Genomic DNA, 14222 nt, shown 5'->3' with positions numbered 1-14222 from the left:
ACAAATCGCCGCTCCGCCGCGACGAACGATTGCGGGCCGCCCGCTGCCGGGGTAGGCATCTGAGCTGTGACGGATTTCCCGCCCGATGCTGCAGCAGCCCCCTATTCGGCCCCGGTGCCGGGTGGCGTCTCCCCTGAAGCGGCGGCGCGGGCGCGACTGGTCGAGGTCCTGCTCCGTACCGGAGAGGAAGACCGGGCGGCGTTCCGTGACCTGTATTCGCTGACCTCGGCGAAGCTTTTCGGGATCTGCTACCGTATCTGCGGCGAAAGGCAGGCAGCGGAAGACGTGTTGCACGACGTATACCTCACGATCTGGAAGCGCGCCGGGGCCTATGAGCCCGCACGCGCCAGCCCGATCACATGGCTTGCCACGATCGCGCGCAATCGCGCGATCGACTGGCAACGCGCCCAGAAGGTTCGTCGCGCAACCCCGATCGAGGACGCTCCACCGATCATCGACACCGCGCCGCTCGCCAGCGCCACGATGCTCGATGACGAGCAGCATCATCTGCTGCGCGAATGCCTCGAAACACTCGAGGAGCGCCAGCGCGGCGCAATCCACACCGCATTCTTCGACGGCGTCACTTACGCCGAGCTCGCCGAGCGCCAGAGCGTTCCGCTGGGAACGATGAAGAGCTGGGTGCGTCGCGGCCTCGCCCGACTGCGCGAGTGCCTCGAACGATGACCGACTCGCGGCATCCCGAAATGCCGGGCGACGAAGGTCCCGACACGATGGCCGCCGAGCTCGCGCTCGGTGTGCTCGAGGGCGAGGAGCGCGCGTCCGCGACGCGCCGTGTCCTGTCCGAGCCGGGTTTCGCCCGCGCCGTGGACCAGTGGCGCGGCTATCTCGCACAGCTGTTCGATCTCTGGCCGGAGATCCCGGCTCCCGACATTCTTCCGCGGATCGAGCGGTCGATCGACCGCGTGTCCGGCGTGCCGACGGTCGTTTCCGCCCAGCCGCGCGGCAGCCGGATCTGGCCGTCGCTGGCGGTGCTCTCCAGCGTTGCCGCCGTGGGCCTGCTGGCGATCCTGCTGCTCCGTCCGGTCCCGCTGCCGACCGTTCCGCAGCCGCGCGTCAGCGCGCCGGTCGCCGCCCCGCAGCCAACGCTGGTCGCTTCGCTCGAACCGGACGCCAAGGTCGGGCCGATGACCGTCGTCTATGATCAGGGCAGCGGCACGATCCGGCTGACCGAATCGACGCTGGCACGCGCCGATCGCAGCGCGGAATTGTGGGTGATCCCGGCAGACGGAACGCCGCGTCCGCTGGGCCTGTTGCAGGATCGGGGCGGGACCGCCTTGACGCTGAGCCCGGCAGTGCGCCGGCATCTCGCGGTCGGCGCGACGCTGGCCGTCTCGATCGAACCGCTCGGCGGGTCGAAGACCGGACTGCCGACCGGGCCGGTCGTCGCCAAGGGTGCGCTGGCACCGGTCTGATCCGCGCGACGTCAATGACGCGCGCCGCATCCACGCTGCCCCGACCGCCGTATCTCCCGCCGCGTCCAGCCAAGGACGCAGCAACAGGAGAGCAGTCATGAACCGCATCATTCCAACCGCGCTCATCGCGGCAGCCATCGCTGTCGGCGGCGCATCGTTCGCCGGCGCCGCGACAAACCCGATGGTCGGCGGGGCGGCGATGTACGCCAACAAGACCATCGTCGAGAACGCCGTCAATTCGAAGCATCACACCACCCTGGTCGCAGCGGTCAAGGCAGCCGGCCTGGTCGACACCCTGTCGGGTCCGGGCCCCTTCACGGTTTTCGCGCCGACCAACGCGGCCTTTGCCAAGCTGCCGGCCGGCACGGTCGACACGCTGCTCAAGCCAGAGAATAAGGCGATGCTCACGTCGGTGCTGACCTATCATGTCGTGCCCGGCACGATTACCGCCGCCGACATCGCTGCCAAGATCAAGGCGAACATGGGCAAGGCAACCTACACCACCGTACAGGGCGGCACGCTGACCTTCATGAAGTCGGGCAAGGGCTATACGATCGCCGACGCCAAGGGCCACAGCGGAAAGATCACGATTGCCAACGTGATGCAGTCGAACGGCGTGATCCATGTGATCGACGCGGTGATGCTCCCGTAAAAAAGTTCGGCCTGGACGCATCCCGAGCCGGAATCGTTCGTATCTTGCTATGCTTCGGCCCCAAGCCGATGCGCGTACCCGTTCGCTGGATCCCCTCCTTTGCGGCGAACGGATGATTGTAAGGGACCTGCCGGCCCCCCTTTAGTCGGCAGGTCCTTTTCATCCCCGCACAAAATCGTCATGGAAGCGTCACCAGATCGTCGTAGCGGCATCCTTGCCGCCCGCGCCCCAGGACGACGCGCGATCCGGCAGGAGAGTGTTGAGATGGCCATCGCGCTTCGGTCCCCCAAGAATGCGACCTCCAAGAACACCGCGGTGCAAAGCGCGGTGCATCGGCACGAACATCTGTCCAGGCAGGGATTGCTGGAGCGCGCCTTTACCTTCGCGTTTCGCGGGTTGGTCTATGCGCAGATCTGGGAAGATCCCGCGGTCGACATGGAAGCGCTGGCGATCACGCCTGACTCGCACGTCGTGACGATCGCATCGGGCGGGTGCAACGTACTGTCGTACCTGACGGCCAACCCGCGGGCGATCACCGCGGTCGACCTCAACACCGCCCATATCGCGCTCAACAAGCTGAAGCTCGTCGCGGCGCGTCACCTGCCGAGCTACGAGGCATTCCATCGTTTCTTCGCGACCGCCAATTCGCGGGCCAACGTGATGGCGTATCGCACCTACATCCGCCCGCATCTCGACGAAGCCACGCTCGCCTATTGGGAAGGGCGCGACATGATCGGGCGGCGCCGGATCGGCGGCTTTTCGAAAAACGTCTACAAGCGCGGGTTGCTCGGCAACTTCATCGGCGTGGCGCATCTGCTCGCGCGCCTGAACGGCGTGAACCCGCGGGTCCTGCTGGAGGCCAAGTCGATCGAGGAGCAGCGTGAGATTTTCGACCGCGACTTCGCCCCCTTCTTCGACAAGGCGGTCGTGAAATGGATCACCGACCAGCCGGCGTCGCTGTTCGGCCTCGGTATCCCGCCTGCGCAATATGATGCGCTGGCGGGCAACGAGAAGATGGCGGTCGTCTTGCGCGCGCGGCTAGAGAAGCTTGCCTGCGACTTCGACATCAAGGACAATTATTTTGCCTGGCAGGCGTTCGGCCGTGGCTATGGCAAGGACGAGGCCGCTCCCCTGCCGCCGTATCTGCAGCGCGACCACCATGCCGAGATCGTCGATCGCGCTGAGCGGATCGAAGTGCGCCACATCAACTTCACCGAATATCTGCGGACCAAGGGCGATGCGACGCTCGACCGCTATATCCTGCTCGACGCGCAGGACTGGATGACCGACGAGCAGTTGACCGACCTGTGGACCGAGATCACCCGCACCGCCAAGCCCGGCGCGCGCGTGCTGTTCCGCACCGCCGGCATCCCGACGATCCTGCCGGGACGTGTCCCTGACGCGACCCTCGCACGGTGGGACTATCGCACCGAGGAATCGCGCGATTACACCAAGCGCGATCGCTCCTCGATCTACGGCGGCGTTCACCTTTACGTTCTGGCGTGACGAACCCTGCCGGCCATGCGGGGCATATGGATGCGATCTATCGATCGCAGCGCCATATCTACGATCTGACCCGCAAATATTATCTGCTGGGTCGCGATGCGCTGATCGGCGGGATCGCCCCGCCGCCGGGGGGCCTCGTCCTGGAAATCGGGTGCGGGACCGGACGCAACCTGATCGCGGCGGCGCGGGCCTTTCCCAATGCACGCTATTTTGGGATCGATATCTCGTCGGCGATGCTCGAAACCGCCCGCGCCAAGATCGCCGCGGCGGGGCTTTCGCATCGCATAGCCCTTGCGCAGGGCGATGCGACCGCGTTCGATTCCACCGCGCTGTTCGGGATTGGCGCATTCGATCGGATATTCCAGAGCTATACGCTGTCGATGATCCCCGATTGGCAGGGGGCACTTCGCGAGGCTGCCGGCAAGCTTGCCCCCGGGGGACGGCTCGACATTGTGGACTTCGGCCAGCAGGAGGGCTTGCCACGCCCTTTTCAGGTCATGCTGTTCGCATGGCTTGCAAAGTTCGACGTGATGCCGCGCGCCGCCTTGCCCGAGGCGGTCCGGGCTACCGCGCGCGAACACGGGCTGATCGGGCGTTTCGCTTCCTTGCGCCGGGGCTATGCCTGGAGCGCCTCGCTCACTCGCGCATGACTTTGGCGGGATGATGATGATCGGAAGGCTGCCATGAACCCGCCACTCCTGCCACGCTGGCTCGGCCTTGCCGGGCTGCTGCCGCAGATCGCTGCCGTGGCGATCGTCTTCAGCGGCGACGGCGCCTTGCGCTTTTCAGCACTCGCGCTCGGCTATGCTTATGCCGCCTTGATCCTCAGTTTCCTGGGGGGCTTGTGGTGGGGGATCGGCGCCGCCGCCGAGAAGCCGCCGGAATGGCTGTGGGTCGCCGCCATTGCGCCATCCCTGCTGGCGCTTGGCAGTGCGGTGCCCTGGGCGATCGGCGAACCGTGGCCTGCGCCGTCGCTCGCTCTGCTGGGCATCGCGCTGATCGGCGCCCTGGGCATCGACGTGCAACTGGCGCGCGGCGGACTGACCCCCCGCTGGTGGATGAGCCTGCGTATCCCGTTATCGCTGGGATTGGGCGGGCTCACCCTGTTGCTGGCGTTTGCCTGATCTAGTCGCTGGTTTCAGTGGTGGAACAGCAGGTACAGCACGACGATCACCGGGATCGGGACGCCCAGCAACCACAGAATACAACCCTTGCCCATAGTGCCTCCTCTTGATGTCGGAGGCGTAACGGATTGATTGCGCGGCGGTTCCGTAGCGGGACAAGCCTCAGGCTGCCTTGCGCAACTCCAACCGGCTCCAGATTTCGACCAGAGCATCCGTGAGGTCGCGCATCATCGCCTCGTCATGCGCCGGACCCGGCGTGAATCGCAGCCGTTCCGTCCCGCGCGGAACGGTCGGGTAGTTGATCGGCTGAACGTACACACCGTATTCGGCGAGCAGGATATCGCTGATCTTCTTGGCCTTGACCGGATCGCCCACCATCAGCGGAACGATGTGCGTGGTCGAGTTCATGACCGGCAGGCCAGCCCCGGCGAACATCGCCTTCAGCGACGACGCTGCGCGCTGCTGTCCGTCGCGTTCCGCACTCGATGCCTTGAGATGCCGCACGCTGGCCAGCGCACCGGCGACCAGCACCGGCGACAGCGACGTCGTGAAGATGAACCCGGGCGCATAGGAGCGGATCACGTCGACGATCGTCTGGTCCGCGGCGATATAGCCGCCCATCACGCCGAACGCCTTGCCGAGCGTCCCCTCGATGATCGTCAACCGATCCGCGAGTCCCTCGCGGTCCGAGATGCCCCCGCCACGCAGGCCGTACATGCCGACCGCATGGACTTCGTCGAGATAGGTCAGCGCGCTGTACTTGTCGGCGAGATCGCAGATCTCGGCGATCGGCGCGATGTCGCCTTCCATCGAATAGACGCTTTCGAACGCGATCAGCTTGGGCGTCGCCGGATCGACCGACGCGAGCAGCTCTTCCAGATGCGCCAGGTCGTTGTGGCGGAAGACGTGCTTCTCGCACCCCGAATTGCGGATCCCCGCGATCATCGAGGCATGGTTGAGCTCGTCCGAGAAGATGATGCACCCCGGCAGGATCTTGGCGAGCGTCGCCAGCGTCGCCTCGTTCGAGACGTAGCCGCTGGTGAACAGCAAGGCGCCCTGCTTGCCGTGCAGATCGGCGAGCTCATATTCGAGGTCAACGTGATAATGCGTGTTGCCGCCGATGTTGCGCGTGCCGCCTGACCCTGCGCCGACGTCGTGCAGCGCTTCTTCCATCGCGCCGATCACCGCGGGATGCTGCCCCATCGCGAGATAGTCGTTCGAACACCATACCGTGATCGGCTTGGGGCCGTTATGCCCCGCAAAACACCGGGCGTTCGGAAACGCGCCCTTGTTGCGGAGGATGTCGATGAAGACGCGATAGCGACCTTCGACATGGAGGCGGTCGATCGCCTGCGCGAAGATGCGCGAATAATCGACTCCGCGCGCGGATGTTTCCATGTCCATGGTGCTCAAATAGACCGCGTCCCCGGTGAATTCCAGCGCCTTTGCGCGATCACTCTGATCGAGCGACCGTGTCACAGCATCTCGATCGCGCCGAGCCCATGGGCGGAAAGTGCCTGATCCAGCGCCGCCATTCCCGGGGTGCGCGCGGTGAACACCGCAAGTCCCGGCTTCGGCACGTCCGGCCATGCCTGACCCTGGGTGAGGAATGCGATCCGCCGCGCGATCCCGTCCGACCCGTCGACGAACCGCACCGGACGCGGCGCGGCCGCGAGCAGCTCCGCCTCGACCAGGGGGAAATGCGTGCAGGCGTTAACGATCGTATCGATCCGCTCGCCGCCCTTCTGCCCGAACAATCCTGCAAGGATCGCGGCATAGCGGGCCGGGTCGGTCGGCTCGCCGCGCAGCTTTGCCTCGGCCAGCGTCACCAGTTCGGCCGATCCATGGCGCAACACGACGCAATCGCTCGCAAAGCGCGCGGCAAGATCGTCGACATAGGGTTGTCGCACGGTCGCGTCGGTGCCGAGCACGCCGATGACTCGAGTCGTGCTGTGCAGCGCGGCGACCTTGATCGCCGGCACCGTCCCGACCACCGGAAGATCGAGCGCGCCGCGCACCGCTGCAAGCGCGATCGTGGAAGCGGTGTTGCAGGCAATCACGATCAGGCGCGGATGATAGCGCTCGACCAGTCGCCCCAGCAGCGCCGGGACGCGTGCGCCGATCTCGGCCTCGCTCTTCGTGCCATACGGGAAACCGCCCGAATCGGCGACATAGACCAGCGGCATGCACGGCAGCTGTGCCCGTGCCGCGCACAGCACCGACAATCCGCCGATCCCGGAGTCGAAGAACAAAACGGGTCTTTCATCCATCGGGCGGACCCTAGCCGAAGCGCTGCAGATCACAAAATCGTGGCCTGCACGACGGTGTTGGGCCATGGCACGCATCCTGCTATCATCGACCGCCAAGGGGGGGGTTGCGAACAGTGCCGACCGAATATCTGTGGATTGCCCCGGTGACGGCGCTGGTCCTCGGCTACCTGCTGGGATCGATTCCGTTCGGCGTGCTGCTGACGCGCATGGCGGGTGCCGGCGACCTGCGTCAGGTCGGGTCCGGCAACATCGGTGCGACCAACGTGCTGCGTACCGGCCGCAAGGGCCTTGCAGCGGCCACCCTGATCCTGGATGCGGCAAAGGGGTTCGTCGCGGTATGGGTCGCGGATGCGTACCTCGGCGGCAATGGCGTGGTTGCCGCCGCAGCGGTGTTCATTGGTCATCTCTATCCGGTGTGGCTCGGCTTCAAGGGGGGCAAGGGCGTGGCGACCCTGCTCGGGATCGTCCTCGCCCTGCACTGGCCGATCGGGGTCCTCTACGCCGCGGTGTGGATCGCGCTTCTGGCGTTCGGGCGAATTTCGTCGCTTGCGGGGATGACCGCGGCGGTCAGCGCGCCATTGTGTGCGGCCTATTTCTACAAGTTCGATATCGTGCTGCTGCTGATGGCGCTCGCGCTGCTGGTGCTCTGGAAGCATCGGGGCAACATCGACCGGCTCATGAACGGCACCGAGCCGCGGATCGGGCAGAAAAGTGGCTGATGCGGAGGGGCTCGGCGGCGACGCGGTCGCGCGGCTCCGCCTGATCCGGACGCCGCGAATCGGGCCTGTTACCTATGCCCATCTGCTCGCGCGCTTCGGTTCTCCCGAAGCTGCCATCCTTGCCCTTCCGCAACTCGCAGCGCGCGGCGGCGGCATTCCGCCCGCGGTTGCAGCGCCTGCCGTCGCCGAGCGCGAACTGGCCAGCGTGCGCCGTCTGGGCGCGCGACACTTCTTCAAGGGCGATCCGACCTATCCGCCCCTGCTCGCCCAGCTCGACGATGCCCCGCCAGCGCTCATCCTGCGCGGGGATGCGACACTGCTGTCGCGGACGCCCATTGCGATGGTGGGGGCCCGCAACGCGTCCGCCGCGGCATGCCGCTTCGCGCGCCAGCTTGCCGTCGAGTTGGGCCGCGAACAGGTCGTCGTCGTTTCGGGGCTGGCGCGCGGAGTCGATACCGCGGCGCATGTCGGCGCGATCGAGACCGGGACGATTGCGGTGATCGCGGGAGGGATCGACATATCCTACCCCCCCGAAAATGCCGAGTTGCAGGAGCGGATCGCTCGCGAAGGCTTGCTGATCGCGGAACAACCCCCCGGCACGGAACCGCGCGCGCGGCATTTTCCCTATCGCAACCGGATCATCGCGGGCCTTGCGCTCGGCACGGTGGTGGTCGAGGCGGCGCCCAAGTCGGGATCGCTGATCACCGCGCGGCTCGCCGCCGAACTGGGCCGCGAGGTCATGGCGGTGCCGGGCAGCCCGCTCGATCCCCGCGCGCAAGGGTGCAACGGGCTGATCCGGGACGGCGCCACGTTGATCCAGTCGGCCGCCGACGTGCTCGAAACGATCCGCCCGATCGATTCGCGGATGGTCGAGAGCCCCCGCAGTGGTTTCCGCACGGCCACGCCCGAGGATGCGAGCGACAGCGACCGACGCGCCATCGTCGACCTGCTCGGCCCCGTGCCGGTCGCGATCGACGAACTGATTCGTCAATCGCAAGCATCGCCTGCGATCGTCCAGACGGTACTGCTCGAACTCGAACTGGCCGGACGATTGGAGCGTCATGCCGGTGGGCGGGTGGCGCTGTCATGATCCCGCCCGCCCTTGGCAAGTCTCCATCGGCATCATACGTCGCTTGACGCCTAACGATCCCGCTCTCCATCCTCGCGCGTACACGTAAGGACGCAATAGACCCCCATGCAGCTTGTCATCGTCGAATCGCCCGCCAAGGCGAAGACCATCGAGAAATACCTCGGTTCGGATTACCGCGTGCTCGCGAGCTACGGCCACGTCCGCGATCTGCCGCCCAAGGACGGATCGGTGAACCCCGACGAGGGGTTCGCAATGGAATGGGAAAATTACGCGGACAAGACCAAGCAGCTCAAGGCGATCACCGATCTCGCCAAGACCGCCGACCGCCTGATCCTCGCGACCGATCCTGATCGCGAAGGCGAGGCGATTTCGTGGCACGTCCAGGAAGTGCTGCGCAACCGCAAGGCGCTCCCCAAGGACGTCCAGCGCGTCACCTTCAACGCGATCACCAAGGCGACCGTCACCGATGCGATGAAGCATCCGCGCGAGCTCGATACCGATCTGATCGACGCCTATCGTGCGCGCCGCGCGCTCGATTATCTGGTCGGCTTCACGCTCTCGCCGGTGCTGTGGCGCAAGCTGCCCGGCGCCAAGTCGGCGGGGCGCGTGCAGTCGGTCGCGCTGCGGCTGATCGTCAGCCGCGAGCGCGAGATCGAGGCCTTCCGCGCGCAGGAATATTGGTCGGTCATCGCCGACATGGAGCAGGACGGCACGCCGTTCCAGGCGCGGCTCGTCACGTTCGAGGGCAAGAAGCTCGATCGCCTGTCAATCGGCGAGGAAGGCGTCGCCAACCGTGCCAAGGCCGCGGTCGAAAGCGGGCATTTCACCGTCCAGTCGGTCGAGGTGAAGCCCGCGACGCGCAACCCGCCGCCGCCGTTCACCACCTCGACGCTTCAGCAGGAAGCCTCGCGCAAGCTCGGTTTCTCGGCGGATCACACGATGCGGATCGCGCAGGGCCTCTATGAGGACGGCGCGATCACCTACATGCGTACCGACGGCGTGCAGATGGATTCGAGCGCGATCTCGGCCGCGCGCCATGCGGTCGCGAACCGCTATGATGCGAGCTATGTCCCCGACAAGCCGCGTGTCTATCAGACCAAGGCGAAGAACGCGCAGGAAGCGCACGAGGCGATCCGCCCGACCGATTTCGGCAAGGACAAGGCTGGCGGTGGGGATCACGCGCGCTTGTACGACCTGATCTGGAAGCGTGCGCTCGCGAGCCAGATGGCTTCGGCGCGGATGGAACGCACCACGGTCGAGATGGCGGACGGCACCGGCCACACCGCCTTGCGCGCGACCGGTCAGGTCATGCTGTTCCCCGGCTATCTCGCCTTGTACGAGGAAGGCTCGGACGACACTCAGGACGAGGACGCCAAGCGCCTGCCGCGGCTGCGCGAAGGCGATGCGCCTGCTAAGAAGGGCGTCACCGCGGAACAGCATTTCACCCAGCCGCCGCCGCGCTTCTCGGAAGCGTCGCTGGTCAAGCGTCTGGAGGAGCTCGGGATCGGGCGTCCGTCGACCTATGCGTCGATCATCAAGACCTTGAAGGACCGCGAATATGTCCGGGTCGAGAAGAACCGCTTCTTCGCGGAGGAATCGGGGCGTCTGGTGACGGCTTTCCTCGAACGGTTCTTCGAGAAATACGTGAGTTACGACTTCACCTCGGGGCTCGAGGACGAGCTCGACGAAGTCTCGGGCGGGCGTGCCGAATGGCAGGCGGTGCTGGAGGCCTTCTGGAAGGACTTCAAGCCGCGCACCACCGAGGTGATGGAGCAGAAGCCGTCCGAAGTGACCGCCGAACTCGACAAGTTCCTCGCGCCCTATCTTTTCCCGCCGATGGCGGATGGTAGCGACCCGCGGCTGTGTCCGAATTGCGGTCAGGGGCAGCTTGCGCTGCGCGGCGGCAAGTTCGGCGCGTTCGTGGCGTGCTCCAATTACCCCGAATGCAAATACACCCGCCGCTTCGGCCAGCCGGGTGCTGACGGTGCTGGGGTGGATACGGGTCCGGAGACGCTCGGCAACGATCCCGAAACCGGCTTGCCGGTCGAGCGCAAATCGGGACGGTTCGGGCCCTATATCCAGATCGGCGAGGGCGAGACGCGCAAGATGGCGTCGATCCCGAAGGATATCGGCGAGCTCGATCTGCAATGGGCGCTCAAATTGCTGTCGCTGCCGCGGACCATCGGCACGCATCCCGAAACCGGCGAACCGATCACGGCGGCGATCGGCCGCTATGGCCCGTATCTGAAGCACGCGGGCAAATATGCCCGGCTGACCTCGACCGACGACGTGTTCGAGACGGGGATGAACGCGGCGGTGGTGAAACTCGCCGAAGCCGCGGCGGGCGGCGGGCGGCCGCAACGCGGCGCGCAGGCCCCGCTCAAGGTGCTTGGCCTGCATCCGCGCAGCGAGGCCGAGATCAAGCTGATGGAGGGTCGCTACGGCGCGTACGTCACCGACGGGACGACCAACGCGACGTTGCCCAAGTCGATCGAGAAGGATGCGCTGACGCTCGAGGAAGCCGCGCAGCTGATCGACGCGCGCGCAGCGGCGGCTCCGCCGACCAAGGGGAAGAAGAAGCCGGCGGCCAAGAAGCCGGCAGCGAAGAAGGCGCCCGCGAAGGCCAAGACGGCGGCAACCGCGGATGCCGCAGCGGAGGCCCCGGCGAAGAAGGCTCCCGCGAAAAAGCCCGCTGCGAAGAAGCCGGCAGCGAAGAAACCCGCCGCGAAGAAGGCGACCGCCTGAGTCGCCACGCCGTGCTCCTGCGCAGGCAGGAGCCCAGGGTTACGGGCGCGGCGCTTGAGACTCTGGGCTCCTGCCAGCGCAGGAGCACCGCAGCTCAGGCCGCGCGGCGCTGCGTCGCGCGGAGCCAGGCGCGGGCTGCGGCCTGCGCGGTCGCGATTTCGCGCGCGGTCATGTCCTCGGCGATTTCACCGCGGCTCGCCATCCCCGCTTCGCTGCCCGCGACGGCTGCGAGATTGAACCATTTGTGCGCTTCGACCAGATCGACCGAAACTCCGGCCGCGCCGCTCGAATAGACCATGCCGAGCTCGTAGCAGGCATCCGCGTCACCGCAGGCCGCTTCGGCCAATTTGCTGTCGATCAGAAACTGCGCGTTCTTGAGGCTCGTGCCCATGTCGAATCTTCCCGGTTAACCATGCCCTAGCCCCGACAGTGCGCGGGGCCCGGTCAAAGAAAGGTTAACGGGGGGATTAGCCTTTGGTCGTAGCGGGGGTCTGCAAAGGTCGCAGCGGGGAGCCTTCCAAGCCCTTCCTCGGCGGAGGCCGGGGCCCAGTTTCGATGTCCAGGGGAACGGAGGGCAGCGCTCGCCTTCTCCCGCTGCGCTGCTGGGCCCCGGCCTTCGCCGGGGAAGCGGTGCGAGCGAGAGCAGTCACATTCAAGAATTTCCGCAGCCCCCGTCCCGGCTACCCCCGTGCCGGCACGTCCAGATTGTCGATCAGCCGGGTCGCGCCCAGCCGCGCCGCCGCGAGCAGCCGCCGCGGCCGGTCCTCCGCCATCTCCGCGGTCAGCGTCGCGGCATCGACCAGCTCGACGTAATCGACCACGAACCCAGCCGCGATCAGCGATTCCCGCGCCGCCGCCAGCGCATCCGCGGGCGAATCGCCCCGCGCGATCGCGCGCGCCGCCTCGCCCAGCGCGCGCGGCAGCGCCACTGCGGCGGCACGCTGCTCGGGCTCAAGATAGACGTTGCGCGACGACAGCGCGAGGCCGTCGTCGTCGCGCTGGGTCGGAACGCCCTCAATCTCGATCCCGAAATCGAGGTCCGTGACCATCCGTCGGATCACCGCGAGCTGCTGGAAATCCTTCTCGCCGAACAGCGCCACGTCGGGCCGAACCTGGTTGAACAGCTTGGCGACGACCGTCGCGACCCCGTCGAAATGCCCCGGCCGCGCCGCGCCATCGAGCCCCTCGCTCACCCCCGACACCGAAATATTGGTCGCGAAGCCCGCCGGATACATCACGTCCACCGGCGGCAGCCACAACAGGTCGCACCCCGCCTCGGTCAGCATCCGCGCATCCGCCGCCTCGCGTCGCGGATAGCGCGCGAGATCCTCGTTCGGGCCGAACTGCCTGGGATTGACGAAGATCGACGCGACGACCTTGCGCCCCTGCCGCCGCGCGGTCTCGATCAGCGCGATATGCCCGCTATGGAGCGCGCCCATCGTCGGCACGAGCGCGATGCCCGCCCCGTCGCTGCGAAAGTCGGCGATCGCGGAGCGAAGCGCGTCGAGAGTACGGATGGTTTGCACGCGGGTTGGGCCTTCGGTAAGGACGGGCAGGCCTTCTATGGGGGCAGGCCGAACCGAACAAGACGCTAGGACATCATCCCGTTGGCCACTGCTGCGCGAAAACCACACATCATCGTTTTCGCCAACGAAAAGGGCGGCACCGGTAAGTCGACCACCGCGGTCCATGTCGCGATCGCGCTCGCCGCGCGCGGGGCGAAGGTCTCGGCGTTCGATCTCGACCACCGCCAGCGCACGATGGGGCGCTATTTCGACAATCGCGCCGCAACCGTCCAGCGGACCGGTCGCGCGCTGCCGATCCCGCGCCACGCGACGCATGACGGCGAGACCGACGAGCGTTTCGAGGAGCTATTCGCCGACCTCGCGACCGACACCGATTTCCTCGTGATCGACACGCCGGGCCGCGACGACCGTTTCGGGCGGTTGTCGGCGGCGCGCGCGGACACGCTCGTCACGCCGATGAACGACAGTTTCGTCGATTTCGACCTGATCGGGCAGGTCCATCCCGAGACCTACAAGGTCACCCGCCCGAGCTTCTACGCCGAGATGATATGGGACGCCCGCAAGGCGCGCGCCAAGGCGGACGGCTCGACGATCGACTGGGTCGTGCTGCGCAATCGCGTCCAGCATATCGAGGCGCGCAACATGCGCCGCGTGTCGGACGCGCTCGACCAGCTCGCCAAGCGGGTCGGGTTCCGCATCGTCCCCGGGCTCGGCGAACGCGTGATCTATCGCGAGCTGTTCCCTGCCGGGCTGACGATGCTCGATTCGGGCGAATTCGGTGCGATGGGGCTGGCGCATGTCGCCGCGCGGCAGGAGCTACGCGAGATGATGGGCGCGCTCGCCTTGCCCGAATCCGTGCTGCCGCTGTTCGCCTGATGAGCAAAGTCCTGCTTCTCGTCGCACTGCTCGTAGCGGCATGGCTGCTGCTGCGCCCCAAGCCCAGGCGCGCGCCGACGCAACGCCCTGAAGAGACCGAGGCGCGCGCCGTGCTCGGGGTCGGCCCGGCGGCGGATGCCGCGGCGATCCGCGCGGCGCATCGCCGGCTCGTCTCGGCGCTGCACCCGGACAAGGGCGGCTCCGCCGAGCTGACCCGACGGATTAACGCGGCGCGTGACGTGCTGCTTAAGCCTTAGTCACTGAACTTTCTCACGATTGGT

General features: G+C 66.6%; 15 protein-coding genes. 11 read left to right on the top strand and 4 right to left on the bottom strand.

From position 1 onward, the window contains the following. The first annotated feature begins 114 nt into the window (after positions 1 to 114). From L8K25_RS08050 to L8K25_RS08025, 6 genes are all read left to right on the top strand, one after another. Entirely contained in the window at positions 115 to 684 is a 570-nt protein-coding gene (locus tag L8K25_RS08050; RefSeq protein ID WP_242138740.1) for a sigma-70 family RNA polymerase sigma factor, read from the top strand. After that, positions 681 to 1433: an anti-sigma factor gene (locus tag L8K25_RS08045; protein ID WP_242138367.1), complete on the top strand. Its 753-nt coding sequence runs from the start codon at positions 681 to 683 to the stop codon at positions 1431 to 1433. The genes L8K25_RS08050 and L8K25_RS08045 overlap by 4 nt, the downstream gene beginning before the upstream one ends. A 97-nt stretch (positions 1434 to 1530) precedes the next feature. Next, positions 1531 to 2085: a fasciclin domain-containing protein gene (locus L8K25_RS08040; protein WP_242138366.1), complete on the top strand. Its 555-nt coding sequence runs from the start codon at positions 1531 to 1533 to the stop codon at positions 2083 to 2085. Between the two features lie 264 nt (positions 2086 to 2349). After that, positions 2350 to 3591: a DUF3419 family protein gene (locus L8K25_RS08035; protein WP_242138365.1), complete on the top strand. Its 1242-nt coding sequence runs from the start codon at positions 2350 to 2352 to the stop codon at positions 3589 to 3591. A 26-nt stretch (positions 3592 to 3617) separates the two neighbouring features. Next, positions 3618 to 4241, top strand: coding sequence for a class I SAM-dependent methyltransferase (locus L8K25_RS08030; protein ID WP_242138739.1), 624 nt, complete (start codon positions 3618 to 3620; stop codon positions 4239 to 4241). Between the two features lie 33 nt (positions 4242 to 4274). Next, positions 4275 to 4715, top strand: coding sequence for a DUF3429 domain-containing protein (locus tag L8K25_RS08025; protein ID WP_242138364.1), 441 nt, complete (start codon positions 4275 to 4277; stop codon positions 4713 to 4715). A gap of 162 nt (positions 4716 to 4877) precedes the next feature. Here the strand turns inward: L8K25_RS08025 and hemA are convergent, their stop codons facing one another. Together hemA and murI are read right to left on the bottom strand one after the other, a co-directional pair. After that, complete coding sequence (gene hemA / locus L8K25_RS08020; protein WP_242138738.1) at positions 4878 to 6119, bottom strand: 5-aminolevulinate synthase; 1242 nt, start codon at positions 6117 to 6119, stop codon at positions 4878 to 4880. A 71-nt stretch (positions 6120 to 6190) separates the two neighbouring features. Beyond that, entirely contained in the window at positions 6191 to 6985 is a 795-nt protein-coding gene (gene murI, locus L8K25_RS08015) for a glutamate racemase (RefSeq protein ID WP_242138363.1), read from the bottom strand. A 113-nt stretch (positions 6986 to 7098) separates the two neighbouring features. Between murI and plsY the strand changes: the two genes are divergently transcribed. The 3 genes from plsY (at position 7099) to topA (ending at position 11539) form a co-directional block, all read left to right on the top strand. After that, positions 7099 to 7704 carry a glycerol-3-phosphate 1-O-acyltransferase PlsY gene (gene plsY, locus L8K25_RS08010; protein WP_242138362.1) on the top strand — a complete coding sequence of 202 codons (606 nt, stop codon included), beginning with the start codon at positions 7099 to 7101 and terminating at the stop codon, positions 7702 to 7704. Next, positions 7697 to 8794, top strand: coding sequence for a DNA-processing protein DprA (dprA, locus tag L8K25_RS08005; protein ID WP_242138361.1), 1098 nt, complete (start codon positions 7697 to 7699; stop codon positions 8792 to 8794). The genes plsY and dprA overlap by 8 nt, the downstream gene beginning before the upstream one ends. Before the next feature lie 105 nt (positions 8795 to 8899). Further along, positions 8900 to 11539, top strand: coding sequence for a type I DNA topoisomerase (gene topA, locus L8K25_RS08000; RefSeq protein WP_242138360.1), 2640 nt, complete (start codon positions 8900 to 8902; stop codon positions 11537 to 11539). Positions 11540 to 11633: 94 nt separating this feature from the next. Here the strand turns inward: topA and L8K25_RS07995 are convergent, their stop codons facing one another. Both L8K25_RS07995 and panC read right to left on the bottom strand, forming a co-directional pair. Further along, the gene (locus L8K25_RS07995; protein ID WP_242138359.1) at positions 11634 to 11930 is read right to left on the bottom strand and encodes a hypothetical protein; all 297 of its coding nucleotides are present in this window, start codon (positions 11928 to 11930) and stop codon (positions 11634 to 11636) included. Between the two features lie 289 nt (positions 11931 to 12219). Beyond that, positions 12220 to 13065, bottom strand: coding sequence for a pantoate--beta-alanine ligase (gene panC / locus L8K25_RS07990; RefSeq protein WP_242138358.1), 846 nt, complete (start codon positions 13063 to 13065; stop codon positions 12220 to 12222). Between the two features lie 81 nt (positions 13066 to 13146). Here panC and L8K25_RS07985 point away from each other — a divergent pair, with 81 nt between their 5' ends. Both L8K25_RS07985 and L8K25_RS07980 read left to right on the top strand, forming a co-directional pair. Further along, positions 13147 to 13941 carry a division plane positioning ATPase MipZ gene (locus L8K25_RS07985; RefSeq protein ID WP_242138357.1) on the top strand — a complete coding sequence of 265 codons (795 nt, stop codon included), beginning with the start codon at positions 13147 to 13149 and terminating at the stop codon, positions 13939 to 13941. Further along, the gene (locus L8K25_RS07980; RefSeq protein WP_242138356.1) at positions 13941 to 14198 is read left to right on the top strand and encodes a DnaJ domain-containing protein; all 258 of its coding nucleotides are present in this window, start codon (positions 13941 to 13943) and stop codon (positions 14196 to 14198) included. Before L8K25_RS07985 ends, L8K25_RS07980 begins: the two co-directional genes overlap by 1 nt. Positions 14199 to 14222 lie beyond the last annotated feature (24 nt).

Source organism: Sphingomonas sp. TREG-RG-20F-R18-01, from assembly GCF_022662475.1.
Taxonomy (GTDB): domain Bacteria; phylum Pseudomonadota; class Alphaproteobacteria; order Sphingomonadales; family Sphingomonadaceae; genus Sphingomonas.
This window is presented reverse-complemented; position numbering and strand designations above follow the sequence as displayed.